Below are 25,915 nucleotides of genomic sequence, written 5' to 3'. Positions count from 1 at the left end.
CAACTCACAGTGACGAAACAATATTATATTAGAGATCGCCGAGGTTATCGGCAGATCTCGCTACGTCACCCGGCAGGGTTACGGACGGGATCAACAGAGAGATCACGTTGTTCCAGCGTGCCAGCGGTGCTGAGGTGACATAGACGACGTCCTGGGGCTGGAGCGGGAATCGTGTACCCAGCATCAGGCGCGTCGCATCGCTGATATCGAGTTGGTAGACCGTGGCCAGTTTTTCGCTTTCCGGAGGATTTCCCCGCACGATGAAGATACCGGAAGGCTGGGCTCGACTCTCGTTGACGCCACCGGCGCGTGCCAAAGCATCAGTCAAGCTGAGTCGCTCATTGCCCAGCGGAATGGCACCCGGCTTCAAGACCTGCCCCAGCACCACCACGTTCTGATTCTCGGTGGTCGGTACGTGCAGAAGGTCGCCATCGCGCAGGAGGCGATTCTGGGTCATGTCTCCCTGACGCAGCATGGCATAGAGGGAGATTCTCTCCTCTCGGCCCTCGCGGGTGAGAATAATATTGTGCCAATTGGCCTTGTCCGTGGCACCGCCCGCCTGGCTTACGGCATCCAGTACCGTCATGGGTACGATGGTCAACGGATAGGTACCGGGAGACTTCACCGCCCCGCTGACATGAACTTTCTGGGAGTGGAAAGCCCCCATACCGATTTCCACTTGAGGGTCGGTGATCACATTCGACAGCCGACGAGTCAATAGACCACGCACCTCTTCAAGTGTCATGCCAGCGACTCGCACCCTGCCAACATAGGGATAGAAGATCGTGCCATCGGGACGCACCCTGTTGCCGGTCTCCGAAGCGGGTCGATCGCTTCCGGCAGGAATGGTCAATTCCGGATGGTCATAGACAATCACGCTGAGAATATCTCCCGGGCCGATGCGATATTCGTAATCCCGCAGTTGGCTGCGCAGTGGCTCCGGTGTCGGTCGTGCGAGCGACGCCTCTTCCATACGCATTCCCATCACCATCTCCGGCGTTATCTCCATGATATCGACCTGAGAGTCCAGGGATTCCTCGAGCTTTTTTTCATTGATATGCCCACCCGGTGCCATCGCACAACCGGCGGTGACCGACATCACCAATACCAGCGAGAGCAACATCACCAGGCGCAACGGCCTTGCGACACTGTCGACATGGCCATCAGTCCCAGTATCGGCTCTGTAGGCCTGAGTATCTGTTAGCGGCACCATCTCGTTTCTCCCACAGATTGTTCCCTTGACACGCTACCGCCCCGGATTTCACTGGCAGCTATCCGAGGCCCTTATCATCTTTCTCTGTACGACTCCATCGACCAATAGCGACGACTTCTCGTGAGGTGCAGAGCTCCCCCCCCTTTGCCTCCACGAGAAGATCAACATTTTTCAGGTCATAGGGATCTGGTCGATACATTCAGCTTACATAGTTACAGAAAATACACATTCCTATTTTGCTGGCCGTACCACGCTGAGATATAGAGTTAAAGAACAATGTTTTTTAATGGCCATTACCTGAATCTCCAAGCTGAGGAATCTCATCTCCTTGGCTGATACATGACCAAACGACAGCGCCGCGGCCTTGGCCTCGGCGCTGTCGTTTGATCATCGGATTCGGTAATCAACGGACGCTAATGGAAGAGCGGCATGCCCCAGGCAGGGAGAAATGCTCATTTCCCCAGCGCCTGGAACAGCATCCCGTTGGCCGGCACGAGGGGCTCTCCCCCGAGCGACGCCTCGACAGGAACGTCATAGAAGGCCCGGTACCACTCCACGAAGCGCCCCACCCCCACCTCGATGGAGGTCGAGGGGCGGTACCCCACCGCCTGCTGCAGGGCCGAGACATCGGCGTGGGTATCCAGGGCGTCGCCGGGCTGACGGGGCAGCATGCGCTTCTCGGCCTGGCGGCCCAGGCACTGCTCGAGCACTTCGATATAGCGGATCAGCGGCACCGGGGTCTGGTTGCCGATGTTGTAGAGCCGCCACGGCGCCGAGCTGCTGGCCGCCGGGGTGTCGCCCTCCGCCGCCCTCGCCTGCCATGCCGGGTCGCTCATCGGCGATTGATCATGCACCCGCAGCACGCCCTCGACGATATCGTCGATATAGGTGAAGTCACGCCGATGGTGGCCGTGGTTGAACACCTCGATGGGCTCGCCGGCGAGGATCTTGCGGGTAAAGGTGAACAGCGCCATGTCCGGTCGCCCCCAGGGCCCGTAGACAGTGAAGAAGCGCAGCCCGGTGGTCGGCAGCTCGTAGAGGTGGCTGTAGGCATGCGCCATCAGCTCGTTGGCCTTCTTGGTTGCCGCATAGAGGCTCAACGGATGGTCGACCCGGTCCTCCACCGCGAAGGGGGTGCGCACGTTACCGCCATATACCGAACTCGACGAGGCGTAGGTCAGGTGCGCCACCCCATGGGTACGACACCCCTCCAGCACATGCAGAAACCCCACCAGGTTGCTGTCGACATAGGCGTGGGGATTCTCCAGCGAATACCGCACACCGGCCTGGGCCGCCAGGTGGATGACCCGCTTCGGCCGCCAGGCAGCAAACAGCGCCTCCATGCCCGCGCGATCGGCCAGGTCCAGCCGCTCGAAATGGAAGCCCGGCTGGTCGGTCAGCACCGCCAGCCGCGCCTCCTTCAAGGCCGGGTCGTAGTAGTCGTTGAGATTATCGAGGCCCACCACCGTCTCGCCACGCCGGCAGAGCGCGCGCGACACATGGAAGCCGATGAAGCCGGCGGCACCGGTCACGAGAGTGATCATCGCATACACTCCATTTGCAATGGAATGTATTCGAAGGTAACGCTCGTGGCACCGGGACGTGGCACCAAAAGCCCTCAAGCCGGTAGGTGATTTGCATCATGCCCCGCGTGCAGAAAAGGCATCGAGTATCACGTCTTACGGCAAGCGCCTTCGAGCAGGCGCTCTAACCGCGCCGCGGTCTCGCTGTCGATGCCGCCTCGCTTCTCAGCCATGGGGATGGTGCGTCGACAGAGTTCACTGTATAGGCCGAGAATCTCCTCATCCAGCTCCCGCAGCCCAGCCACATGTTTTGCGACCGACTCGACATCCCCTCGAGAGACTGGGCCGGGCATTCCAGCAACCACACCCGAGCGCTCGATGGACATTAGCGTACCCTGGATCATGGGGATAAGCGCCTTCACCGCATCCTCCTCCTCACCTCCCCAAGACTGCCAGATCTTCGTGGCCTCACTCAGCAGCACATTGATGAACTGTGATCCATAGCCAGCCGCCGCATGATAACGGCCTCGGGCACCAACCGGGAGCCTGTTGACGCGACATTCGAGACACTCGGCAAGCGAAACAAGCAGCGCGTTCAGCGGTTCTTCCGCTTCTATCGTTATGGTGCACCCCGGCAGAGACGTTACCGCCGCCTCTGGATCACCGAAGGTCTGCATCGGGTGGAACCCTCCGATCATCGCTCCCTGTGTTGCCGCACTGCCCAGTGCCATGACTTCCGTCGCCCCGCTACAATGGACGACCGCCATGCCCGGTCGCCATCGCCCCTGCTCGACCGTGGACTCGATCGCCCCATCCGGCGTCGTGATAAAGACGAGATCACAGGTATCCGCCACCTCCTGGGCACAACGCACTGCCCGGCAGCCCGGAATCGGTTCTGCAAGCGTCTCGGCCGCTATGAATGAGCGGGACGCCACGGCGGTCACCCGACACCCTCGCCGTGCGAAGCTCCAGGCCAAAGCGGACCCGAGTCGCCCTGCGCCAATGAACCCAATACGACACGCTTCGAGTCGCGATGAAGTGTCACTCATTGTGCCCCTCACGCCCGTTGTCTGCGGGCATATGCTTCACAGCCTGAAATCGCATCATCACATCGTAACCTCTGGCCATAGCATTCGATGCTCTTCCGTAACCAGAGGATCAATACTCTCGACGAAGTTCGGAAGATCGGCCAATAGAGTCCGTCCCTCCGGACTTTCGAGAGCTGCTTGAAGGGCCTGCTCAGAGTCAAACCAAAGTTCCGAAAAGCCGTCATAGCCAAACCCGGGAAATCGTTCACGGTCGATCAAATTTACGGAATAGTTCCGTAGGCCGGGCAATCGCATGCACAGGTCCGCGTGAACGCTCAACCAGTGCTCGACGAATTGCTCATGGGTGAGGCTTTCCTTCCTGCGAACGAGACCAATGCGCTTGGTGTAGGTCTTCTGCATATTCTTCATTCCTGTTTACAAAGAGATGATAAGGAACTCGGTCCATCCATTTCCGTCACGGGCCCTGTCACGGCCCCCTGTGACGCATCGGCCACGAGTTGAATGTACTTTGCGAACACTCCAGTCCTGTAGAGTGGCTCCGAGGCCTTCCAGTTGGCGAGACGCTCACGCATTTCGCCGGGCTCCACATCGACATCGAGACGCCGGCTGTTCACGTCGATGGTCACGACATCGCCATCGACAATGGCGGCGAGCGGTCCCCCCTGTGCCGCCTCGGGCACGACATGACCGATCACGAAGCCATGGGTCGCGCCGGAGAAGCGTCCATCCGTGACCAGAGCGACGGTCTCACCCAGACCGGAGCCCTGCAGAGCTGCCGTGACGTGGAGCATCTCGGGCATGCCGGGTGCTCCCTTCGGCCCGGCATTACGGATGATGATCACATCATTGGGCTCGATCGCCCCGGCCTTTATGTCGAGGAAGGCACTCTCACCGTTCTCGAAGACACGTGCCGGCCCCTGGTGGAATCCCTTTTCCTGGCCCGACAGCTTGATCACACACCCACCAGGCGCCAGGTTGCCACGCAGGATCGCAATCCCACCCTCCTGCTTGAGTGGCCGAGCGAGCGGCTTGATGACATCCTGCTCCGCGGGCTCCACGGCTTCCTCGACCTGCTGGCCAATGGTAAGGCCGCTGACGGTCCGCTCCTCGGCATGCAGCAGTCCGGCCTCCTGCAGTCGCTTGCCGACCACCGCCATGCCCCCGGCCCGGTACATGTCCGGGGCGGTATAGGTCCCCCACGGCTTGAGATCTGCAACGACAGGGGTTCTGCGTGAGATCGCGTCGAAATCGTCCACCGTCAAGGGAACACCGAAATCCCGCGCCGTGGCCAACAGGTGCAGGACGGCGTTGGTCGACCCTCCAGTGGCCATCACCCCCGTAATGGCATTCTCGAAGCTCCGGCGCGTAACCAGAGAGCGTGGCGTCGTCCCCTGGCGAACCAGCTCCATGACCAGCTTTCCGCACTCCACGGCCACCGTCTCCTTGCGAGGGTCCATCGCAGGGATACCATTCCAGTTGACTGGCGACAGGCCCAACATCTCGTAGGCCCCCGCCATGGTGTTGGCAGTGAACTGTCCACCGCAGGCGCCGGCACCCGGACAGGCATGGTCCTCGACATCCTTGAGTTCCTCATGAGAAATCCTGCCGGCGTTGTAGGCGCCGACAGCTTCGAAGACGTCCTGAATGGTCAGGCGACGGTCACGAAACACTCCCGTCTTGCCGGTGCAATGGCCAGACAGGATCGAGCCGCTATAGAGTGTCAGGCCAGGAAGATTCAATCGTCCCAGCACCATGGCCATCGCCGGGATAGTCTTGTCACAGCCCGAAATGGTGACGAGGCCATCGAACATGTGTCCCCGTGCCACCAGCTCCACGGAATCCGCAATCACCTCGCGGCTGACGAGCGAGGCTCTCATGCCATCAGTACCCGTGGTGATGGCATCGTTGATCGCGATGGTATTTACCTCGATCGGCGTGCCGCCTGCGGCGCGTATGCCCGCCATCACCTTCTCGGCAAGCGCCCGGTGGTTCCCGTTGCAGGGCATGGTGCCGATCCAGCAGTGCGCAACACCGATCTGAGGCCGTGCCAAGTCCTCATCAGTGAACCCCGCTCCCTTCATCATCGCCCGTGCCGGCGCCCTGTCGGGTCCCTCGAGCAGCACACGGCTCTTGTGTCGCATGTCGAACGTCATGGTCACTCTCCGCCTGGTATCGCCACTCCCGTGACATCTAGCGGCGATCACGACCCATCACGCAGTCGCATCATCGAGTTCCACCTGGGGCAGTGAACGCCTGGTGGCATCGCCGCGGAAACATCGCTATAGTTAGTTCTGCAACAGGTATGATGAGCTGATGTATAATCATTATCTATCATGGCGAAGCTAACGCGTCAACACCCGTGAGGGCGATTCGTTGGCCGAGCGGCTGACAGGCAGGAGGAACGAATGTTCGATGGTTTTCACCTGAGCATGATTGATACCGGCGAGGCGACCATCAGGGTCCGCCATGGTGGCAGCGGCCCCCCCTTGCTGCTCTTGCACGGCAACCCCCAGACGCAGGCCATGTGGCACCGGATTGCACCACGGCTCGCCGAGGAGTTCAGTGTTGTCGTCACCGACCTCCGCGGCTACGGCGAGAGTTCGAAGCCCCCTTCCGATGCCGAGCACGCACCCTACTCCAAGCGCGCCATGGCTCGCGACCAGGTCGAGGTCATGCGTCAGCTCGGCTTCGAGTCATTCTTCGTCGCCGGGCACGATCGCGGCGGGCGATGCGGGTACCGCATGGCACTCGATTACCCGGAGCGCGTACTCAAGCTCGCCGTGCTGGACATCGTGCCGACTTCCGAGGCGTTCTGGCGTGCGGACATGCAATTCGGCCTCGGTTACTACCACTGGTTCTTCCTGGCACAACCCCATGACCTCCCGGAGCGGCTCATCGGTGGCGCCCCCGAGTATTACTGGCGGTGGCACACGGCGGGCGGTACCGGCTCGCCCGATCCCTTCGCGCCGGAAGCGGTAGAGGAATATTTACGCTGCTTCTGCGATCCACACACCCTGCATGCCATCTGCGAGGACTATCGCGCCGGCGCCTCCATCGATATCGAGCACGACGCCGAGGACCGCAGGCAGGGCCATCGCCTGAGCTGTCCTTTGCTGGTCCTCTGGGGCGCCAAAGGTGCTCTCGAAGGCTGGTACGACGTACTCGCTGTGTGGCGCGACTGGGCTACCGATGTGCAGGGTCGAGCACTGGATTGCGGTCACTACCTGCCGGAGGAATGCCCCGACGAGACCCTGGCTGAGCTGCGCACCTTCTTTAAGGCGTGACAGGCTAGAACCTCGCCCCGATGCGGTACACGACATCGGGTGACACACGCGCCTGACCACGTACCTCAGGCAATGCCAACATCATCGAGGAAGTATTCCGTGAGCGACCGAATTTACGCCGATTACTGGATAGAAACCGCCTTTCCCCTGGAAGACGCCGCAGCGGCCATGGCAGGCGAGCAGTCCTCGGGGACCTTCCTTCCCGTACCCGGTGAAAGCGAGGCGCTGAAGACCAGCACCGCGGCAGTCGTGGAGCAAGTGACCGAACTGGATAGCGTGACGCAACCGGCGCTGCCTGGCGCAGGTGTGCCCAAGGGCGACCCCACCCCCAGGTGGCGCAGGGCTGCCGTCAAGCTCTCCTGGCCGCTGGCCAACATGGGGCCGTCGCTACCCAACCTGCTGGCCACTGTTGCCGGCAACCTCTTCGAACTGCGGCAGTTCTCGGGCCTTCGCCTCCTCGACGTGTCGATGCCGGACGCCTTCGCCAGAGCCTATCCCGGTCCGGCCTTTGGTATCGAGGGCACGCGCGGGCTGACCAAGGTCCATGCCCGCCCCTTGATCGGCACCATCATCAAGCCCTCGGTCGGACTGTCACCCGCCCAGACTGCTGACACCGTCCGCGAACTCGTGGAGGCCGGGATCGACTTCATCAAGGACGACGAACTCCAGGCAGATGGCCCGCACTGCCCGTTTGCCGAACGCGCCCATGCCGTGATGCAGGTGATCAACGCTCACGCCGAAAGAACCGGCAAGAAAGTCATGTACGCGTTCAACGTCACCGGAGAAATCGATGAGATGCGCGCTCGGCACGACCTGGTCAGGGACCTGGGCGGCACCTGCATCATGGTGAGCCTGCATAGCATCGGGCTGGCCGGTCTGTGCGCCCTGCGTCGTACCTCGGAGCTGCCCATCCATGGCCATCGCAATGGCTGGGGGCTCTATTCGCGCTCTCCCGCCATCGGGGTGAGCTATATTGCCTGGCAAAAGTTCTGGCGACTGGCAGGTGCAGACCACATGCACGTGAATGGACTCGCCAATAAATTCTGCGAGCCCGATGACAGCGTGATCGCCTCGGCCAAAGAGTGCCTCACCCCGATGTTCGACATGGACGACAGGACCTGTGTCGTGATGCCGGTATTCTCGTCCGGTCAATCGGCACGCCAGGCCCCGGCAACCTACCAGGCACTCGGCAGTACCGACCTCATCTATACGTGCGGCGGGGGCATTCTCGCGCATCCCGATGGCATCGGTGCCGGCGTCAGGAGTGTCCGCGAAGGGTGGGAAGCCGCCGTGGCGGGTGAGTCACTCGAGCAGTATGCCAACACCCATCCGGCGCTTTCCCGGGCGCTGGAGACCTTCGGGCGCTGATCTGTTCGACATCATATCCTGGGTGTCAGCGAGGCCGTTGGGGCGGCCTCGACAAAGGTGACTGCGCTACGCCGCACAACCGGCAAGGATTCCGCCCGTGGGAATCTCACGGACGGAGTCACACAGGGACCGGTCTTAGCGCGAAATCAACTCGGTCAGGGCGGCCCGCAGCTTGAAGCCAGGCTCGAGACCCAGGGCACGAGCGGCCGCGTTGACATGGGAAATCTCGCCGTTCACCCACATGTCGTTGGCATCGCCAATACGACCGCTGGTGTGTGCAATGGTCCCCGCAGCCACGCCTTTCTCCTGGAGCATGTCGAGCGAGACGATACCGGCATTATCCTTACCAACTCCGGCATCATTGAAGAATACGACCTTCAGCGGAACTTCGAGCGCAAATTCTCCCGAACTCGCCCCGCCGTGTGACGCCGAGACAACGATGGCGCCTGCATCTTCGGGTGCCACCTTCGTGATCGAATCCATCAGGATAACGCGACCACCCTTACCCTCTTGAACCTGTGTCTTGAGCATATTTCACCTCATTACGTGCTGAACGGCTGGCATGCGATGCCAACAGAATGTGTGCGGCCTCGGTTTACCTGTACTCACTCTCGCTACCGGCTTTAGCTCTCAGAAAGAAATCATCTCCAGCCACCTGCCCACCCTTGAGTACGACTTCGAGACCGTTTAGTGACGGATCCGTCGAGATCAAGCGGCAGATGTGTCCGCTACGTTGCCCGTCGAACACGGCGATCTCCAGAGCATCGGCCTCGATCTGGCGCATGGAATAACTTGAAGTATCTCCGCCGGCGAACACGATGCGCTGCAGGCCCAGCTCAACCCGGACCGCCCGGGCAACGCGCGCGAAGACCGCCCCGATAGCACGAGCGAGCCCATCACCACTGAGACTCCCGGTGATCTCCTCGGCCCGCCGAGTGGTAGCGACGGCAACGTCCCGGCCTTCGGAGAGAGCCGATCGCACCTCGACGAGAATTTCCTCTGCCGCCAGCTCGGGATCGGCAACCGCCGCTTCGGGTACCAGTTGTATGATCGTGGCACCGGCCGCCTCCATGGCATTGAGCTGCCCCTGCGTCTGGGGCGCACAGCTTCCGGAGAGCACGAGCAACCGGTCGACCCCCTGAAAGCTCTCCTGCACGCTATCGGCGGCACGATCCTCGGGTGCCTCGGTCCAGAGACGGCCCAACCCATCGGCTAACCCCTGCGCCGCAATGGCCACCGTCGGATGGGTTTCCGACAGGTTTTCGACCAGGCGAGCAACATGCAGCACTTGAGCATCATCCACGGCATCCAAAATGGCAAAGCCGCCTCGATCGAGCTCATCCTGCAAGCGTTGTCGCCCTCCGTCCCCAGCCAGATAATCCGTCAGCATGACAGCACCTGCCTGCAGATCGGTCTGCTCGGCCAGATGACGACGCAAGTCGGACTCATGCATCGGTGTGGAGGGGTGGTTCGCCATGGCGGGGTTCCGATCCAGTCGGCAGATATCGCCGTTGACCCGAGTGAAATGAGTGGCAAAGGCCGTGTAACGACCGAAAGCGGGCGTCGCGGGGAAGACCGGCAGGGTACAGTCAGGCCACTGCCGTCGCGCAAGCGCCATGACCCGCCCCAGGCTACCTACCGTAGGCGAAGAATCGAATGTCGAGCAGATCTTGTATTGTAGCACAAGGGGATCGAGACGTTTCATGAGTGAAAACGCAGGTTCCACTTCCGCCGTCATGTCGTCGGGCGAAAGTGCCCGGGCGGTCCCGGCGATACCCACGACATCGAGCTCGTTGGCCACGCTATCGACGACATCCATCAGACCATCCACAGAGAAGTAGAGCCGGCAACGCAAACCATGCCTACGAAACTGTGCCAGATTTTCCGCAGAACCCGTAAAATCGTCCCCATAGAATGCCGCGAGCAGTCGAGTCATAACTCCAGTCTCCGTTTTTCCGCCGCGCCGCCAGCCTACCTGCCAACACGGGGCCAACTCAGGTATTAAATATTTTACATCCTCGAGGAAGAAAAGGATTAGACCTCGAGAAATCTGGTTTAAACTATGTTAATATTAATGTCAGCTGCGGAAAGTAAAGCACAAGGCCGAGCACCAACAATTGAATCGTAATAAAAGGCAAGAAGCTCCGAAAAATCTCTACGATCGTAATATCCGGCGGGGCTACGCTTTTCAAGTAAAATGCCGCTGGCCCGAAGGGAGGGGACAAATAAGATGTCTGCATCGTCAAGCAAAACAGGATACCGAACCAGATAGGATCATACCCCAATTGCGTTACCACTGGAACCAGCACTGGCATGGCCAGCAGCAATATCCCTATCCAGTCAATGAACATCCCAAGAACCAGAAAGAGAAGCAGCATCACCATGATAGTGACAATCGGAGAAACACCGAGATCAATGATAGAATGCGCAATAAATGACGGCCCACCTGCCAGGTTGTAAATCCCGGTCAACATTGTGGCACCGAAACTCACCCATACGATGACCCCCAACGAGAGAAAAGTCTGTTCAAGAGCCCCTTTCAACCGAACCCATTTCAGCTCACGCCGCAATGCCATGATCATGAGGATACCCAGCACCCCCATCGACGCTGCCTCGGTAATGGAGGTGACACCACCGTAGATCGAGCCCAGAATAATCGTAATAAGAATAACTGGTGCAACCAGCCCCTTTGAAGCCCTGATTTTATCATGAAAGCTGAGCCGGTGTTGAGTGTTGTCGGGTGCCAACTCCGGCCGAAAATGGCAACTGAGCGTTATGTAGAGAATATAGCAGGACGCCAAAATCAGGCCCGGAATGATGGCAGCAATGAAAAGTTTGCTGATCGATGTCCCGGCCACCAGACCATAAATGATGAGAACGATCGATGGCGGCAGCATGGTGCCCAGCGAACCGGCAGCGCAGGTCGTGCCCACGGCCAACCGCTTGTCATAGCCGAGCCTTAGCATCTGCGGTAGTGCTACTAGGCCCAGCAGTACAATCTCTCCGCCTATGATACCGCTCATCGCGGCCATCACCGTGCCCATCACCGCAGTGACAATGAGTACACCGCCACGAAAACCACCCAGCCACGCCTCAATGGCATCATATATCTCTCGCGCTATTCCGCTTTTTTCAACCAAGGCAGCCATAAACAAGAACAACGGAACAGATAACAGCAAATACTCAATACTGAACCCGTACATTCTCTGCATCATCAGGTTCAGCCCGGGTGCTCCAAACATATAGTACCCGAGCACCACCCCGACGATACCGGCAGAAAATACCAGCGGAACACCTACTGCCAGAAGAACGAGGATACTGAGAACAATAATAACGGAAAGAGTGCCTATATCCATAGAGAGTCAATCCACCTTGGTGATCTTTTCATCGGCCCGTCTCGACGGCCCATTTCTGATATCAGACACGGTATTAGCTATCGCCTGAACCGCAATCAGAGCAACCGTCAAAATTATCAAGGGCTTTATCGTTGCGGGAACTGGAGCTCCCCATGTCGTACCAGTAGTTTCCCAGCGCATGAGTGATGCCCAGGCAAAGGGTCCAGCCCCGACTATAATGCTGTATGCAAATACGAGAATAACAGCCAGCTTTACGAGATCGAGCACAAACTTCACTCTTGGCGGCATTATATCGTGCAGTAGTGTAATGGCGATATGCGCACGCTTTTGCATGGCATACAGCCCCGCAAGGACATAACTGATGGCACCCAGCCAAACGGAAATCTCTTTCGTCCATATCATGGTTGTCGAAAAAACATAACGCATGATGATTTCATAGCCAGTGATAGCAACGATCACGAGCACAAGGAACATCGCCACACGAGAGACGGCTATCGAAAATCGATCGATTGGATTGAGGGTAACTCCGTCATCATTATTTCCCTCATTTTCAACACTACCGTTCATGACGGTGCTCCTATGGTATACGAAACTCAATGTCACCACGCCAACATGACACGAATACATCACAAATCGTTTGCCTGACCATGCGGGTCAGGCAAACGACCTTCGGATTGGTCAGGCAATCAACCCAAGTTTCTTCATGAACGCCATATGACTATCGTAGACTTTCCGCGATGCGTTGGACCTATCCGCCCACGCCTCCCAAGCCGGGCGCGCCAAATCACGCAGCTTTATGACATCTTCCTGGGACCACTGATAGAACGTCACGCCCTCATTCGCTGTCAAGTCAGCAACGGCGATTTCATCAAGCGTTCGATCCTCGACGACACGCTCGTGAGCGGCCCGCCGAAGTGCAAGCTCAACGATACGCTTCAAATCTGCCGGCAACTCTTCCCAGCGCCTTCTGTTAACGGCGAGCTGAACGAACGGCATGGCATGCCAGCCAGGATAAGTGGCATGCTTCGCTACCTCATACAGTCCAATGCTCTGGTTGACTCGGAGTTCGGTTGCATCGGCAGCCGTCACTATCCCAGTGTCCAGTGCAGTGAATACCTCACCGAAGTCCATCACCACCGGCTCCATATCCCACGCCGTCATGACATCACTCTGCAGGCCAGGCGGACAGCGCAGCTTGATCCCTTTGAGTGAAGCGGGATCGGGGATGGGAACGGTTGAAACCAGGGACTCGGGCAAGGTCCCCCAGAAACCCACCAGGTGCATGTCATGAGCATGATATATCTCGTCTGCCAGCTCGCGACCCCCTCCGTAATCCAGCCAGTATTGCACGTGCTCCGGCTGATCATATCCTCCATTCACGTCACCGAACCATTGAAAGGCCGGGTCTATACCGGCCGCGTAACCGGCCCATGACATGTCGGCATCAATAATCCCGTCTCTCGCCGAACTTAACGTTTCTTGAATATTTACGACCGATGAGCTTGTGAAGCCTTGAATCTTTAGACGCCCACCAGACATGGCCTCCACATTGCTGATGAAACGCTCGAAGGCTTGCCCCGCTGGTGAACCCGCGGGGTAGTGCGTCTGCATTCTCCACGAAAATGTCTGGTCGGCTCGTGCCACCATCGGTGCACCGATGCCAGTGGCGGTGGCCGCAACCCCTCCGGCGGCTGCCAGGCCACCAAGTAGTACCTGGCGCCGTTTCACGTTGCGATCCATAACCATGGTTTTGTTGTCGTTGCATGACATAATGTCACCTCTTATCATGGATAATGTCTATCTTGATTATTCTAATATTACATCATGGTTTCATCACATACCCGTCATGTGAAGAACGTCATCCATAAAACACTTTCCATTATATTACCTCCAGATCTTTTCGTAACAGACGACATCATTTAGCTACACTGTCGTTGGTGGATTGCATATTTCATGCACGGTCTTCCTGACTTCGTCAGGTGAAAAAACCTCGCCTAGCCATCCATCACGGAATATCTTTGATTTAGCTTGGGATATGGCATAAAGCGCACCATCAGAGAACCGTCCTTCTGGGAATATTTCGAAGGCAATGGCCAACTCAACGTTGAGATGACCAAGGATAAAGTCCGTTGCAGCCTGCTCTGGAACTCCCCTCCGAACGGCCTCATCTCTGGCATCTCGAAGTGCCAGGCACAGTGTTGCTCCGACGGTTTCGGATAGTGCCGGCTCCAGGTAGGCCAAGTTCTCCAAGGTACATCGATGGGAGCGCATGACAGGCTTGAAGATGGTTCTTGCAATATCCTCACAAAGGGCATAGTGCTCCTCAGGTCCCTGCATCAGCGCACACACGATGTGCTGTTTTGCCTTTATACCACCGAAGAAATCATTCCGAGCCTCTTCCTCTGTCTCATCGTTGAATATCGGTGGATGGCACGGATGCGTGATGAAGTAAGTAATATCGGAACGCTGTGGAAGCTCGCCTGCATAAGGGGCGGCTGCATCGAGCATGATGACGGCCGTATTGGGTCGCAGGTGGTCAACGAAAGTGTGAGCGATCTTGCCGATGAGGCTATCCGGGACAGCCATGATGACTACATCGGAATTGGCGAGCGCCTCGGCCTGCTCAACGCAATGGAGGCCCATGGTTTCGGCCAGGCGTTGACGCCCCTCTTCCGATATCTCGACATGATCGACGCTGTAGCTCGTCCCCCGAAGGTTCCGGGCAAGTCGCATCCCCATCTTTCCGCCGGCGCCGAGTAGCGCAATCTTGGTCATCGTGAGTCCTACTCCTTGTGTTGTGCCCTGATTCGGTGCGCTCTGAGCCGAGCCAGACGGCCTTCGCCCCTTGAGCGTCATGTTGCAGTGGCGTTGCCATACGTTCTGGTGTAGAGGTATAATGAGTGCACGTGTGATGAGATTGGCACATCATCTCTCGCACGTCAAGGGGCGCTTGGCAGGCGGAGCCGACCAAGGGCACGACAAGGTGGGCACTACCAGGCTCAACTGATGGATAACCACCGAAAGCGAAGAGGAGAACAAAGATGAACAACACAGCCGTCTGGTTGGAGATCGCGCTCAACGGGCCTTGGTCACGGGAACGGCAGCCCAAGATCCCGATCACGGCCGACGAGATCGTGGAAGACGCCATCGCCTGTGCCGATGCGGGCGCCTCGATTGTGCATTTTCACGCCTATGACCCTGTAAGTGGCCGGCAACGGGACGATTACGAGATTTACGCGCCTATCATCGAACGCATCCGCTCGCTGAGGGATGTGATCTGTTACCCAACGTTACCCTTCGCAGGCAGCGTTGATGCTCCATCCATGCTATCTCCCGCCCAGCGCTTCGAGGCCGTGGAGAAGCTGGCACGGGCGGGACTCATTGAGTGGGCGACCGTGGATCCTGGCTCCACGAACATCACACACTATGCTGACATTCCTGATGGCAAGTTGGGGTTCGTATACACCAACCCGGAATCCCATGTGCGATACGGCCTGGAGCTGGCCGAGAAATACGGGATCGTCCCCTCGTACGCCATTTACGAACCCGGCTTCGCGCGACTCGGGGCGGCCTTGCACTCGGCCTATCCCGGCTCACCGACACCAGTCTACCGCTTGATGTTCTCGGATCAGATCACCTTCGGTTTTCCGCCGACTGACTGGGCCATGGACGCCTACCTCAGGCTCCTGGAACAGGTGGCGCCCCAAGCCCACTGGATGATTGCGGGGCTGGCTGTCGATATTGAGCCTCTGATCGAGGCTGCCGTGGCACGGCGTGGTCATATCAGGGTTGGACTGGAAGACGCTCCGTTCGGTTGCTCGTACGGAAACACCACCCTGACTGATAGAGCCGTCAGACACATCGAACATGCCGGTAGCCACGTCGCCAGCACCGCAGAAATTCGGGCTGCACTCCAGGGAAACTGAGCAACTTGGGAGCTTCAATATGCAATACGTCAACCTGGGCCGCACCGGTCTTAAAGTATCTCGCTTATGCCTTGGTTGCATGAGCTACGGGCAGGCGCCGGCCTCGGACTATCGCCATGGTAGCTGGACGCTGGATGAAGAGGCGAGCCGGCTGTTCATCAAGCGAGCTCTCGAGGGCGGCATCAATTTCTTCGATACTGCCGACAGCTACGCGTTTGGTAACAGCGAGGAGGTGCTGGGACGAGCCATTCGCGATTTTGCTCGTCGCGACGAGGTGGTGATCGCCACCAAGGTCTACTTCCCGACGGGGGAGGCTCCCAACAGCGGTGGACTATCGCGCAAGCACATCATGGCCTCCATCGATGCCAGCCTGAAACGCCTGGGCACCGACCACGTAGACCTCTATCAGCTTCACCGCTGGGATTATCAGACACCCATAGAGGAAACACTGGAGGCCCTGAACGACGTCGTCCGCGCCGGCAAGGCCCTCTACACCGGAGCCTCCTCGATGCATACCTGGCAGTTCGCCAAGGCCCTTTACACTGCCGAGCACCACGGCTGGACAAGCTTTGTTTCCATGCAACCGCAATACAACCTGATCTACCGCGAGGAAGAGCGTGAAATGCTGCCCTTCTGTCAGGACAGGGGAATCGGTGTCATTCCCTGGTCACCGCTGGCACGTGGTTTTCTCGCAGGCAACCGCCACCGCGAGGGCGGCGGAGCAACGGCTCGCGCCAAGGGGGACCCCATATCGCAACAGATGTATTACCAACCCGAGGATTTCGCAGTGGCCGATCGCCTCGCCGAAGTGGCTCGGGAACTGGGCAAACCCACGATGCAGGTGGCCTTGGCCTGGGTGCTGGCCAAGAGCGCGGTCACCTCACCCATCATCGGTGCCACCCAGACTCACCACCTCGAAGAAGCATTTCAGACCCTTGAGCTGGAACTTTCCGAGGAGGTAATCCAGCGACTCGAAGACCCCTACCAACCTCATCGCGTATTGGACCACCAGTAGTAAATAAGATTGTCAACACCCACGACCAGATGCCCACAAGTTCTGTCCCGTTAAATGACCGGCTCCAGATCACAGAGCAGCTACCGACAACATTCGGGTAGCAGCCAGAGCAGGGAAAAGCCGTGGGAAAGATCGCCCGATCACTCCATGCCAGAGAGCTTGGTGTGCGTTAGAGGCACCATATCGCTCTACTGCATGAATCACTAATCACCAGGAGTCTCTAATGATTGATAAAGCATCTTCTCAGCGACCCTTGGATGGCATCACAATAATTAGTCTTGAGCATGCCATCGCTGCTCCATTCTGTACTCGGCAATTGGCTGACCTAGGTGCCAGAGTCATCAAGATAGAGCGCCCTTACGTGGGTGATTTCGCGCGTGGCTATGATGAGAGAGTCAATGGATTGTCTTCGCACTTCGTTTGGACAAACCGTTCAAAGGAGAGTCTAACGCTGAATCTCAAGACCCCCGAGGCCTGCGATATTCTTGACAAGCTTTTGTTGGAAGCCGATGTATTGGTGCAAAACTTGGCACCAGGAGCTGCCGAACGAATTGGTCTCTCATTTGAGGCCCTCCACAAACATTTTCCTAAACTCATCGTCTGTAACATCTCGGGGTATGGTGAAGGGGGACCGTACTGGAAGAAGAAGGCTTATGACCTGCTGATACAGAGCGAAAGTGGGTTCCTTTCGGTAACCGGGTCTCCCGAAGAAGGGGGAATGGCTAAGGCCGGAGCATCAATTGCCGATATTTCTGCGGGCATGTATGCTTACAGCAGCATCCTTTCAGCCTTACTCTTTCGTGAGCGTACAGGCGAGGGCAGCAATATCGATATTTCGATGTTCGAAAGCCTTGTGGAGTGGATGGGTTACCCTATGTACTACTCCTATCAAGGGGCTGAGCAGCCACCTCGTGCTGGTGCATCGCATGCCACCATCTATCCTTACGGGCCTTTCACAACAGGAGACGGCCGCTCCGTGATGTTGGGCCTGCAGAACGAACGTGAATGGAAGGTTTTCTGCGAACGAATACTCATGCAACCTGAACTGATCCAAGATGCACGGTTCTCGACGAATTCCAATCGCTCGGCCAATCGCAATGCTCTTGGTGACCTGATCCACCAAGCATTCTCCAATCTCACCGCCGATGAAGTGATCCTGCGCCTGGATGAGGCACAAATTGCCAACGCTCATGTCAACGATATGCATAGTGTGTGGAAACACCCTCAGCTCGAGGCCCGCGGTCGCTGGGCAAGGGTTAAGAGTCCGGTTGGCGAAATTCCCGCCCTGCTCCCACCAGGAAACAATAACTCCTATACACCCCAGATGAAAGCTGTGCCGTCGCTCGGCCAGCACAATGCGTCAATCCTCGCCGGGTTAGGTTACAGCGACCACGACATTCAACGGTTGCAGGACATCGGTGCCATTTGATCATGGAGCTTATCATGACACCCTCCCTTACAAGATCCCTGTTATTTGTGCCAGCATCGCGCCCGGACCGTATACCCAAAGCTCTGAAAAGCAAGGCTGATACAGTGATCATCGATCTCGAGGATGCCGTTGCAGAGGAAGAAAAGGACTCAGCGCGTGAATGCCTGAACGTTTTCTTGGCACAGAACCCGGAAGCCAGAGTGATCGTCAGAGTCAATGCTCATGGCTCTTCACATTTCAAAGAGGACTTGTCACTTTGCATGAAACATAATGGTATTTCAGCCATTATGGTTCCCAAGGCAGAAAGTTGCCAAGCACTGGAACTTTTAGCAAGATGCAAAAAACCTGTTTGGCCCCTGATTGAAACTGCTCGCGGCCTGACCTCTTTATCAACCATAGTATACGTTTCTGGTGTGGAACGCCTGGTCTTTGGAGCGCTTGACATGTGTGCAGATCTAGGCCTTGTTACCGGAACTCCCGGAGCGCAGCTGATCCTTGATCATTGTCGCTATCAGCTACTCATCCAGAGTCGCGTGTCTGGCCTTAAACCACCAATAGACAGTGTTCATCCAAGTATTGAGGATACAGACGCAGTAAGATTAGCAGCCACTCATGCTCGTGAAATGGGATTTGCTGGCATGCTGTGTATACACCCAAAGCAACTGGCACCGATTCATCATGCTTTCATGCCCGATGAAACTGAGCTTTGCTGGGCTAGACGAGTCATGGATAGCTCCAGAAAAGAGAAAGGTGTTTTTTATCTTGATGGCGAGATGATTGATGCCCCAGTTATTGCACGGGCTCGACACATTCTTTCTCTGGCAGCTGATATATCTTGCTTTTCCCAAACTACAACAGGAGAAAACTAGAAACCCTGGAAGACATCGTTGCAACCACCAGTATTATCGACAACCATTACACATACTTCGCCGATTACATTTTTCGCCATTACAACTCGTAAAAGAACATTCTCGACAACTTCTCGTGATGCAACATGGCCGGGGCGGATAGACCGGGCGGGCGATCGCTCGGCCCGCCTCCCCACAGATCTGGACATGCGCGACTGACGCATCCGGCTCCTCAATCATCAGGTTCGCTGAAAAACAATCACTAGTAGTTGACGTCGTATAAGGAGCTTGATTATTGCGTGTCAATGACGACCAACCTGGTCGATGCGTTGGATATGGTATCAGGAATTTTCAGAGTGCTAGGATACATGACCTTCGGATGTATCCCAATCCACAGTCCCAAACTCGCCCGCAGCCAAGCAGATGCGGATGACCGTCAATCTTTACGGTATCTTAATGGGTAAGACTGCATCATGGTGACTCGAAATTTTCTTACTCTATGTTATAGCGCTGGTTGGCTCGCGTTAAGTGTTGGATTATTTTCTCTTCGGCTCCATCGGGGTCATGAGCCGCAATACGCTCTACGATTTCTTCATGCTCTGCGAGCACCATTTCTTCAGCACCTGGGTTCCACACCAAATCAGCGTGAAAACTCTCAAGCCACTCCAACATCGCCTGAGATACGGCTGAGTAAATACGATTGTGAGATATCGCCGCTATGGCACGATGTAATGCCATATCCGTCTCGTGGAATTTTTCCGGACTGTCTATGCTGGCACGGTGCTGTTCCAGCGTGTCTCTCAGCACAGCAATCTCTTCATCCGATGCCTGTTCAGCCGCAATACGCACCATACCGACTTCAAAGAATACTCGTGCCTCCTTGAGATCTTCGAGCAGGGGCTTCGAACTCGACAGCATATACATGGCAGCATCCGAGATTTGCCCCAGAACGGTAGCTGCCGACATCGGTGTCACAAGTGCCCCTTCACCATGTACGATCTTGATGAATCCCATGCGCTCCAAGGCCTGCAACGCCTCCCGGACAGCGGGCCGCCCGACGGCGAACTGCTCCATCAGCTCGCGCTCAGAGGGCAGGGTAGTGCCAACGGGAAAGTCGCCGTTGCGCAGCCTCGCAAGCAACCTGTCCAGCACCTCGTGTGACAGCTTTCGTCTTCGTATTGGTTCTTTATCCATCGTTCCTAGGGGCCTCGTGATCACCGGGATCGAACAGCGAGGAAAGGAGATTCAGTGAATCCTGTCACTCATGATGTCATCATACATCTTGATGACCTCCCGTATCAACCTGTATTCATGCCTATGGTCATTGAGGACAACCACTTGGGTATCGTGACATCCTCGCTGATTGGCTAACGGCGTCGTGGAACACCCTGGCACGGCGTCACCCCCACCAAACCATCAGCACACGGTAAGGGGTTTACCAGAGCCCCCTGCAGCTGCAGGCTCAGGTACTCTCGCGCACGGTCAACTCGAAACCGATGTCGATCCGCGGCGAGGGCGGCACCCGGCCTTCCAGACGCGCCAGCAGCAGCCTGGCCGCCTCGACCCCCATCTCGAAGCGCGGCACCGCCACCGTGGTCAGGCGCGGGGTCAGGTGTTCGCCGAGCGACAGCCCCAGATACCCGCCGATGGCGATCTCCTCCGGGACCCGAATGCCACGCCGGTTGGCTTCCAGGATCGCCCCGGCGGCCAGGTTGTCGTTGGCGAAATGGAGCGCCTCGAGATCGGGGCGCGCCGCCAGCGCCTCGCGGAAGACACGCCGCCCCGCCTCGTACGACGAGGGCTCCTCGCGATGGAACAGCACCTCGCTCTCCACCCCCGCCGCCGCCAGCGCCCGGCAATGCCCCTCGTAGCGCTGCCGGGCCCGGTAGTCGCGGGTCATCCCGGCGCCCAGGAAGGCGATCCGGCGATAGCCGCGCGCCAGCAGGTGCCGGGCCATGCAGGCGCCGGCCTCGGTGTTCTCCACGCCCACGTTCATGTCGATGCAGGCGTCGCCCAGCTCCATGATCTCGACCACCGGGCGCTGCCAGGCCTTGAGTCGCTTCACGGCGCTGTCGCGGTGTTGCAGGCCGGTCATGATCACCCCCGAGGGCGAATAGCCCAGCACCGAATCGATCAGCGCCGCCTCGCGGTCCAGGTCGTAGTCGGTCGAGCCCAGCAGCACCTGGTAGCCGGCCGCCTCCAGGGTCCGCTGGATACCGTGTATCACCTCGATGAACGTCAGGATCGACAGCGACGGCACCACCACCGGGATCATCCGCGTGCCCGCCGACGCCAGCCCTCCGGCGATCAGGTTCGGTACATAGCCCAGGGCGTTCACCGCGCGCTCGATGCGCTCGCGCAGCCTGGGCGACACCTTCTCGGGGGTATTCAAGGCCCGCGACACCGTGATCGGCGCCACTTCGGCCTGCCTCGCCACGTCCTCGATGGTCACCCGATCGTCGCCGCGATGACGGCGTCGCTCCCGGATGCCCGACTTCTCTGTCGTCATGCCCTGCTCCTCATCCGCTCCTCGCCGTGTCGCCGTCAGTCTACACGCCCTGGACATTATGGTAGCGCTACCAAACAACTCGTGCTAGCTTTCCTCAAACAACAACGTCGACCGGGTTCACCCCGGCAGGAGCACGCACATGGCCACCACCCGGCCCCCGCTGGGCATGTCCCGGTTCAGTGCCCGCTATCGCATCGAGACGCCACTCGCCCCCGACCAGACCGCCACGGCCAGTGGCGTGACGCTGGAAGAACACGCCAGACAGGAACCCGACCTCGCCGTCGCGCTGCGGGCCTTTCGAAGCCCGTTTTCAGGATGAAACACCGACACGCCACCCAATCTCGAACCGCACAGGGGTATTCAACATGAAGACAATAACCGCAAGCGGCATCGTCCTCGCCGGTCTCGCCTCCCTCGCCACCGCGGCAAATGCCTCGGCCGAGGAACTGGCCATCGCCATCCACGTCGAGCCCTCGCACGCCATGTTCAAGGTCGGCGAGCGTCTCAAGGAGAGTATCGAGGAACAGACCAACGGCGCCTTTTCCGTCACCCTGCTGGGCACCGAGGTCGGCGGGGAGCGCGACCACCTCGAAGGGGCCAGTTACGGCGAATATGCCATCGCCCTGGGGGGCTCGATGCCCATGACCCTCTATGCCGAGGAGTTCGCCGCTGCTGATCTGCCGTTCGTCTACGGCTCCAGCGGGGAGGCCAGGGAGGTCTACGAAGGGGAAACCGGCGAGTTGATCAACGAGCGGTTGGTTACCAATGGCAACATGCGCCTGGTCGGGCTTTCCGCGCGCAACCCGCGCAACCTGACCTCCAACTTCGCGGTCGAGGCACCGGCGGACGTCGAGGGCGTACGCATGCGTGTTCCCGAGATCGCGCCCTGGCTCCAGATCTGGGAAGAGATCGGCGCCCTGCCCAGCCCCATCGCCTGGCCCGAGGTCTACACCTCGCTGCAGACCGGGGTGATCGAGATGCAGGAAAACCCGGTCGACCTGATCCATGCCGGCAAGATCTACGAGGTCCAGAGCCACGTCAACCGCACCGAGCACGTCTACTCCTTCTTCCACTGGCTGATGAACGAAGACTTCTACCAGGGCCTTTCCGACGACGACCGCGAGATCATCCTCGGCGCCATCGAGGAGGCCACCACCTGGGGTAACAAGATGGTCGCCGATGGTCAGGCCGACCTCTACGCGCAGCTCCAGGAGCTCGGCATGACGGTCGTCGAGCCGGACGTGGACGCCTTCCGCAGCGCCGCCGAGCCCGCCATCCGCGAGATCGCCGAAAGCTACCACCCCGCGGTACGCGACTACGTCCTGTCATTGGTCGAATGAACGGCAGGGCGATCCGCCGGGCCACCGGCGGATCGCCCCCTCCTCACCACTGCTAACCACATCCCTCGGAGGCGCCCGTGAACACCGCGGAACGCATTACTCGTGCCCTCGACCTGTTCTGGCGATTGCTGACCGGTATCGTCATGACCGCCTTCGCCCTGATGCTGGTCATCATGGCCGTACAGGTCATCTCGCGCTACGCCCTGGGCATCGCGGTGTCCTGGACCGACGAGGCCTCACGCTACCTGTTCCTGGCCGAGATCTTCCTGGGCTCCGTGCTCGCGCTGCGCTATCAGGAGCATATCCGCATCACCATCGTCACCGACATCCTGAGTCCGTCGCTGCGCAACATCGCCGCCAGCGTAGCGGACGTGATCTGCGTGCTGGTGCTGCTGATGCTGGTGGTCGGCGCCTGGAACATGATGGACCGCACGGCCGGCATCATGGCCAGCACCTTCCGCCTGAGCTTTTCCTACATCTACCTCATCCAGTTGATTTCCGCGCTGCTGATGATCGGGTTGCTGCTCGGTGACCTCTACCGGCGAATCGCTGGCGGCCCCCCAACCACCGAAAACGGCAGGAGTGATTGACCATGGAAGTCTTCGTCATCATGTTCGTCGGCCTGATCGTCCTGCTGATGATCGGCGTTCCCGTGGCCTTCGCCATGATCGCCTCCTCGGCGCTGGTGCTGGGCTACACCCGGGGCTTCGATGCCATTCCCATGGAAATGATCTCCCAGCGCACCCTCTATGGGGTCAACAGTTTTACCCTGCTGGCCATTCCCGCCTTCTTGCTCATCGGACGGCTGATGAACAGCGCCGGCATCTCGGATCGCGTCTTCGATGTCGCGCGCACCATGGTCGGCCACTTCAAGGGGGGACTGGGGCACGTCAACGTCGTCGCCAGCATGCTGTTCGCCGGGATGTCGGGCTCGGCGGTCGCCGACGCCGGCGGGCTGGGGGCGCTCGAGATCAAGGCCATGGAAGACGACGGCTACCCGACCGGCTTCAGTGCCGCGGTCACTGCCAGCTCGGCGACCATCGGCCCGATCATTCCGCCCAGCATCCCCGCGGTCATCTACGGGGCGCTGGCCAATGCCTCGATCGCCGCGATCTTCCTGGCCTCGATCATCCCCGGGCTGTTCATGGGGCTGGGCCTGATGGTGATGGTCGCCATCATCTCCCATCGCCGCGGCTTCCCCACCCGAGCCAGGGCGCGCCTGAGCGACTTCACCCGCGCCATCACCCGCGGCCTGCTGCCGATGCTCACCCCCCTGATCATCATCGTCGGTATCCTGTCGGGCGTGTTCACCCCCACCGAGGCCTCGGTGGTCGCCCTGCTCTACTGCATGATCATCTCGTTCCTGGTCTATCGCTCGATCAGCTTCCGCGAGTTCCTCGACATCCTGCGCGCCACCGCCATCGACACCGCGGCCCTGCTGTTCATCATCGCCGGCAGTGCCCTCTACAGCTGGGTGCTGGCCCGCTACCAGGTCACCTCCCTGGTGGCCGACTTCCTGCTGGCCACGGTGACCGACCCGCTCGCCCTGCTGCTGCTGCTGGCCTTGTTCATCCTGCTGATCGGGCTGTTCATCGACTCGGTGCCGGCGCTGTTCCTGCTCACCCCGTTGCTGGTGCCCGTGGTCATCCAGTACGGCATCGACCCCGTGCACTTCGGGGTAGTGATGATCTTCACCCTGATGATCGGCCTGATCACGCCCCCGGTCGGCACCGTGCTGTTCACCATCCAGAAGATCACCGGCATGTCCTTCGCGGGCCTGGTACGGGAAACCATGCCGTTCTACATCCCGCTGGTCGTGGTACTGCTGATCATCATCTGTTTTCCGGCAATCGTCATGTTCCTGCCCGACCTGGTACTCAACTAGGACAGTCAACGCCTGTCCGAGACAACCGAGGAGATTCACATCATGTCCGTTCTGATCACGGGGGGGCTCGGCCACGTCGGCTCCTGGGTGGCCTACCAACTGGCCAAGCAAGGCAAGCAGGTCATCCTCTGCGACATGGCCGCTAACCATTTCGACCGGCTGGGGCTCGACTACCTGGAGGAGGTGCGCGACCGGCTGGTACTGGAAAGCGTCGACGTGCTCGACTATCACAGCATGTTCGAGCTCCTGCTGCGTCATCGCGACGACCTCGAAGGGGTGATCCACGGGGTCTCGGTCATCGCCGGCCCGCACTTCCAGCAACGCCCCTTCAAGCACATCTCGATCAACGCCACCGGCACCCTGAATGTGCTCGAGATCTGCCGGATCCTGGGCATCGACAAGGTCGTCAACATGAGCTCTGGCGCCGTCTACGGCGATGCCCCCGGCCCCCAGAGCGAAGCGACCCCCTACAAGGCAACCGACCTCTACGGTGCCACCAAGATCTCTGGTGAACTCTACGGCCTGCAGTACAGCGACACCTACAGCATGGACGTGCGCAACGCGCGGCTGTTCTTCGTCTACGGTCCCGGCAAGCGCCCCTCGCACATGCACCTGGTCTACCAGGCACTGTTCGGTCCGCTGGAAGGGCTCGACGACATCCAGGCCCCCAACGGCGCCGAGCAGGCCCTGGACTGGACCCATGTCCACGACACGGCGGCCGGGATCGTCAAGCTGTTCGAGAAGGAGAGCGTCACCCACCGCAACTTCAACATCTCCAGCGGCGTGACCGTCGACCATCTGCAGCTCGTCGACCACGTCGCCGACATCATCGGCCACCGCGCCAACGTCCAGCTCGGCCCGGGCCCGTTCGTGGTCAGGGGGGCACCGCTGGATATCTCGCTGGCCCAGCGGGAACTCGGCTTCACCCCCCGCTTCACGGATATCCGCGACGGCCTCCAGGACTACTGGCAATGGCTGAAAGCCGCCCCCCGATGACCGGAGGGGGGCACACCGACGCCTGCCAAGCCCGGCAAGCCCCGGGGGTCAGACCCGAATGGCACTTACTTAAGCTTTTTCGGATGTCCGTAGCGTTGGATTTCCTCACGCGCTTGGTGGCGATGCGTTTTCAATAACCGGTGGGGCCGGGGGCGCCGTTTGATGGCCCTTGGC

Annotated in this window: 24 protein-coding genes; 11 read left to right on the top strand and 13 right to left on the bottom strand. The window is 59.0% G+C overall.

Translation table 11 applies throughout. The features are described 5' to 3' along the window. Positions 1 to 28: 28 nt before the first annotated feature. From AC5W54_RS16060 to ilvD, 5 genes are all read right to left on the bottom strand, one after another. Positions 29 to 1,123, bottom strand: coding sequence for a polysaccharide export protein (locus tag AC5W54_RS16060; protein WP_495963148.1), 1,095 nt, complete (start codon positions 1,121 to 1,123; stop codon positions 29 to 31). Between the two features lie 542 nt (positions 1,124 to 1,665). Then, positions 1,666 to 2,757, bottom strand: coding sequence for an NAD-dependent epimerase (locus AC5W54_RS16055; RefSeq protein WP_495963101.1), 1,092 nt, complete (start codon positions 2,755 to 2,757; stop codon positions 1,666 to 1,668). Between the two features lie 128 nt (positions 2,758 to 2,885). Beyond that, positions 2,886 to 3,785 (bottom strand): Rossmann-like and DUF2520 domain-containing protein, encoded by a 900-nt coding sequence (locus AC5W54_RS16050; RefSeq protein ID WP_495963100.1) that lies wholly within the window; start codon positions 3,783 to 3,785, stop codon positions 2,886 to 2,888. 57 nt (positions 3,786 to 3,842) lie between these two features. Continuing rightward, positions 3,843 to 4,184, bottom strand: coding sequence for an EthD family reductase (locus AC5W54_RS16045; protein WP_495963099.1), 342 nt, complete (start codon positions 4,182 to 4,184; stop codon positions 3,843 to 3,845). 5 nt (positions 4,185 to 4,189) lie between these two features. Then, positions 4,190 to 5,938 (bottom strand): dihydroxy-acid dehydratase, encoded by a 1,749-nt coding sequence (gene ilvD / locus AC5W54_RS16040; protein WP_495963098.1) that lies wholly within the window; start codon positions 5,936 to 5,938, stop codon positions 4,190 to 4,192. A 252-nt stretch (positions 5,939 to 6,190) separates the two neighbouring features. Between ilvD and AC5W54_RS16035 the strand changes: the two genes are divergently transcribed. Then, a complete protein-coding gene (locus AC5W54_RS16035) occupies positions 6,191 to 7,069 on the top strand; it encodes an alpha/beta fold hydrolase (protein WP_495963097.1) in 879 nt (292 codons plus the stop codon). 99 nt (positions 7,070 to 7,168) lie between these two features. Continuing rightward, positions 7,169 to 8,437, top strand: coding sequence for a ribulose-bisphosphate carboxylase large subunit family protein (locus tag AC5W54_RS16030; RefSeq protein ID WP_495963096.1), 1,269 nt, complete (start codon positions 7,169 to 7,171; stop codon positions 8,435 to 8,437). Positions 8,438 to 8,572: 135 nt separating this feature from the next. Here AC5W54_RS16030 and AC5W54_RS16025 read toward each other — a convergent pair whose 3' ends face one another. The 6 genes from AC5W54_RS16025 to AC5W54_RS16000 form a co-directional block, all read right to left on the bottom strand. Then, the gene (locus tag AC5W54_RS16025) at positions 8,573 to 8,968 is read right to left on the bottom strand and encodes a hypothetical protein (RefSeq protein WP_495963095.1); all 396 of its coding nucleotides are present in this window, start codon (positions 8,966 to 8,968) and stop codon (positions 8,573 to 8,575) included. A 64-nt stretch (positions 8,969 to 9,032) separates the two neighbouring features. Continuing rightward, a complete protein-coding gene (locus tag AC5W54_RS16020) occupies positions 9,033 to 10,373 on the bottom strand; it encodes a four-carbon acid sugar kinase family protein (protein ID WP_495963094.1) in 1,341 nt (446 codons plus the stop codon). Between the two features lie 124 nt (positions 10,374 to 10,497). Continuing rightward, positions 10,498 to 11,793, bottom strand: a complete 1,296-nt coding sequence (locus AC5W54_RS16015; protein WP_495963093.1) for a TRAP transporter large permease — start codon at positions 11,791 to 11,793, stop codon at positions 10,498 to 10,500. A gap of 6 nt (positions 11,794 to 11,799) precedes the next feature. Next, positions 11,800 to 12,360, bottom strand: a complete 561-nt coding sequence (locus AC5W54_RS16010; RefSeq protein WP_495963092.1) for a TRAP transporter small permease subunit — start codon at positions 12,358 to 12,360, stop codon at positions 11,800 to 11,802. 111 nt (positions 12,361 to 12,471) lie between these two features. After that, entirely contained in the window at positions 12,472 to 13,581 is a 1,110-nt protein-coding gene (gene dctP / locus AC5W54_RS16005) for a TRAP transporter substrate-binding protein DctP (protein ID WP_495963091.1), read from the bottom strand. A gap of 135 nt (positions 13,582 to 13,716) precedes the next feature. After that, positions 13,717 to 14,568 (bottom strand): phosphogluconate dehydrogenase C-terminal domain-containing protein, encoded by an 852-nt coding sequence (locus AC5W54_RS16000; RefSeq protein ID WP_495963090.1) that lies wholly within the window; start codon positions 14,566 to 14,568, stop codon positions 13,717 to 13,719. Positions 14,569 to 14,834: 266 nt separating this feature from the next. On the opposite strand from AC5W54_RS16000, the gene AC5W54_RS15995 reads away from it, so the two are divergent. The 4 genes from AC5W54_RS15995 (at position 14,835) to AC5W54_RS15980 (ending at position 19,032) form a co-directional block, all read left to right on the top strand. Continuing rightward, entirely contained in the window at positions 14,835 to 15,719 is an 885-nt protein-coding gene (locus AC5W54_RS15995) for a beta-keto acid cleavage family enzyme (protein WP_495963089.1), read from the top strand. 19 nt (positions 15,720 to 15,738) lie between these two features. Beyond that, complete coding sequence (locus tag AC5W54_RS15990; RefSeq protein WP_495963088.1) at positions 15,739 to 16,734, top strand: aldo/keto reductase; 996 nt, start codon at positions 15,739 to 15,741, stop codon at positions 16,732 to 16,734. A 223-nt stretch (positions 16,735 to 16,957) separates the two neighbouring features. Further along, the gene (locus AC5W54_RS15985) at positions 16,958 to 18,163 is read left to right on the top strand and encodes a CaiB/BaiF CoA transferase family protein (protein WP_495963087.1); all 1,206 of its coding nucleotides are present in this window, start codon (positions 16,958 to 16,960) and stop codon (positions 18,161 to 18,163) included. A 14-nt stretch (positions 18,164 to 18,177) separates the two neighbouring features. After that, entirely contained in the window at positions 18,178 to 19,032 is an 855-nt protein-coding gene (locus tag AC5W54_RS15980; RefSeq protein WP_495963086.1) for an HpcH/HpaI aldolase/citrate lyase family protein, read from the top strand. Between the two features lie 471 nt (positions 19,033 to 19,503). On the opposite strand, the gene nanR is transcribed toward AC5W54_RS15980, so the two are convergent. Beyond that, positions 19,504 to 20,205, bottom strand: coding sequence for a transcriptional regulator NanR (nanR, locus tag AC5W54_RS15975; RefSeq protein ID WP_495963085.1), 702 nt, complete (start codon positions 20,203 to 20,205; stop codon positions 19,504 to 19,506). Between the two features lie 268 nt (positions 20,206 to 20,473). Beyond that, positions 20,474 to 21,520: a LacI family DNA-binding transcriptional regulator gene (locus AC5W54_RS15970; RefSeq protein WP_495963084.1), complete on the bottom strand. Its 1,047-nt coding sequence runs from the start codon at positions 21,518 to 21,520 to the stop codon at positions 20,474 to 20,476. A gap of 139 nt (positions 21,521 to 21,659) precedes the next feature. Here AC5W54_RS15970 and AC5W54_RS15965 point away from each other — a divergent pair, with 139 nt between their 5' ends. From AC5W54_RS15965 to AC5W54_RS15945, 5 genes are all read left to right on the top strand, one after another. Then, positions 21,660 to 21,839: a hypothetical protein gene (locus AC5W54_RS15965; RefSeq protein WP_495963083.1), complete on the top strand. Its 180-nt coding sequence runs from the start codon at positions 21,660 to 21,662 to the stop codon at positions 21,837 to 21,839. Between the two features lie 46 nt (positions 21,840 to 21,885). Beyond that, positions 21,886 to 22,860, top strand: a complete 975-nt coding sequence (locus tag AC5W54_RS15960) for a TRAP transporter substrate-binding protein (RefSeq protein ID WP_495963082.1) — start codon at positions 21,886 to 21,888, stop codon at positions 22,858 to 22,860. 77 nt (positions 22,861 to 22,937) lie between these two features. After that, positions 22,938 to 23,450 carry a TRAP transporter small permease gene (locus AC5W54_RS15955; protein WP_495963081.1) on the top strand — a complete coding sequence of 171 codons (513 nt, stop codon included), beginning with the start codon at positions 22,938 to 22,940 and terminating at the stop codon, positions 23,448 to 23,450. Between the two features lie 2 nt (positions 23,451 to 23,452). After that, positions 23,453 to 24,745 carry a TRAP transporter large permease gene (locus tag AC5W54_RS15950; protein WP_495963080.1) on the top strand — a complete coding sequence of 431 codons (1,293 nt, stop codon included), beginning with the start codon at positions 23,453 to 23,455 and terminating at the stop codon, positions 24,743 to 24,745. A gap of 42 nt (positions 24,746 to 24,787) precedes the next feature. Next, positions 24,788 to 25,741: an NAD-dependent epimerase/dehydratase family protein gene (locus AC5W54_RS15945; protein WP_495963079.1), complete on the top strand. Its 954-nt coding sequence runs from the start codon at positions 24,788 to 24,790 to the stop codon at positions 25,739 to 25,741. Positions 25,742 to 25,915 lie beyond the last annotated feature (174 nt).

This window comes from Halomonas sp. LMYGS-3, assembly GCF_059509875.1.
Note: the sequence above shows the minus strand (reverse complement) of the source record. Positions and strands in the feature narration are given on the sequence as shown.

What these genes read in the sequence shown, in the direction of transcription:
- AC5W54_RS16060 (WP_495963148.1), bottom strand. Translation starts at nt 1,123, where the DNA reads ATGTTGCTCTCGCTGGTATTGGTGATGTCGGTCACCGCCGGTTGTGCG.
- AC5W54_RS16055 (WP_495963101.1), bottom strand. Translation starts at nt 2,757, where the DNA reads ATGATCACTCTCGTGACCGGTGCCGCCGGCTTCATCGGCTTCCATGTG.
- AC5W54_RS16050 (WP_495963100.1), bottom strand. Translation starts at nt 3,785, where the DNA reads ATGAGTGACACTTCATCGCGACTCGAAGCGTGTCGTATTGGGTTCATT.
- AC5W54_RS16045 (WP_495963099.1), bottom strand. Translation starts at nt 4,184, where the DNA reads ATGCAGAAGACCTACACCAAGCGCATTGGTCTCGTTCGCAGGAAGGAA.
- ilvD (WP_495963098.1), bottom strand. Translation starts at nt 5,938, where the DNA reads ATGACGTTCGACATGCGACACAAGAGCCGTGTGCTGCTCGAGGGACCC.
- AC5W54_RS16035 (WP_495963097.1), top strand. Translation starts at nt 6,191, where the DNA reads ATGTTCGATGGTTTTCACCTGAGCATGATTGATACCGGCGAGGCGACC.
- AC5W54_RS16025 (WP_495963095.1), bottom strand. Translation starts at nt 8,968, where the DNA reads ATGCTCAAGACACAGGTTCAAGAGGGTAAGGGTGGTCGCGTTATCCTG.
- AC5W54_RS16020 (WP_495963094.1), bottom strand. Translation starts at nt 10,373, where the DNA reads ATGACTCGACTGCTCGCGGCATTCTATGGGGACGATTTTACGGGTTCT.
- AC5W54_RS16015 (WP_495963093.1), bottom strand. Translation starts at nt 11,793, where the DNA reads ATGGATATAGGCACTCTTTCCGTTATTATTGTTCTCAGTATCCTCGTT.
- AC5W54_RS16010 (WP_495963092.1), bottom strand. Translation starts at nt 12,360, where the DNA reads ATGAACGGTAGTGTTGAAAATGAGGGAAATAATGATGACGGAGTTACC.
- dctP (WP_495963091.1), bottom strand. Translation starts at nt 13,581, where the DNA reads ATGATAAGAGGTGACATTATGTCATGCAACGACAACAAAACCATGGTT.
- AC5W54_RS16000 (WP_495963090.1), bottom strand. Translation starts at nt 14,568, where the DNA reads ATGACCAAGATTGCGCTACTCGGCGCCGGCGGAAAGATGGGGATGCGA.
- AC5W54_RS15995 (WP_495963089.1), top strand. Translation starts at nt 14,835, where the DNA reads ATGAACAACACAGCCGTCTGGTTGGAGATCGCGCTCAACGGGCCTTGG.
- AC5W54_RS15990 (WP_495963088.1), top strand. Translation starts at nt 15,739, where the DNA reads ATGCAATACGTCAACCTGGGCCGCACCGGTCTTAAAGTATCTCGCTTA.
- AC5W54_RS15985 (WP_495963087.1), top strand. Translation starts at nt 16,958, where the DNA reads ATGATTGATAAAGCATCTTCTCAGCGACCCTTGGATGGCATCACAATA.
- AC5W54_RS15980 (WP_495963086.1), top strand. Translation starts at nt 18,178, where the DNA reads ATGACACCCTCCCTTACAAGATCCCTGTTATTTGTGCCAGCATCGCGC.
- nanR (WP_495963085.1), bottom strand. Translation starts at nt 20,205, where the DNA reads ATGGATAAAGAACCAATACGAAGACGAAAGCTGTCACACGAGGTGCTG.
- AC5W54_RS15970 (WP_495963084.1), bottom strand. Translation starts at nt 21,520, where the DNA reads ATGACGACAGAGAAGTCGGGCATCCGGGAGCGACGCCGTCATCGCGGC.
- AC5W54_RS15965 (WP_495963083.1), top strand. Translation starts at nt 21,660, where the DNA reads ATGGCCACCACCCGGCCCCCGCTGGGCATGTCCCGGTTCAGTGCCCGC.
- AC5W54_RS15960 (WP_495963082.1), top strand. Translation starts at nt 21,886, where the DNA reads ATGAAGACAATAACCGCAAGCGGCATCGTCCTCGCCGGTCTCGCCTCC.
- AC5W54_RS15950 (WP_495963080.1), top strand. Translation starts at nt 23,453, where the DNA reads ATGGAAGTCTTCGTCATCATGTTCGTCGGCCTGATCGTCCTGCTGATG.
- AC5W54_RS15945 (WP_495963079.1), top strand. Translation starts at nt 24,788, where the DNA reads ATGTCCGTTCTGATCACGGGGGGGCTCGGCCACGTCGGCTCCTGGGTG.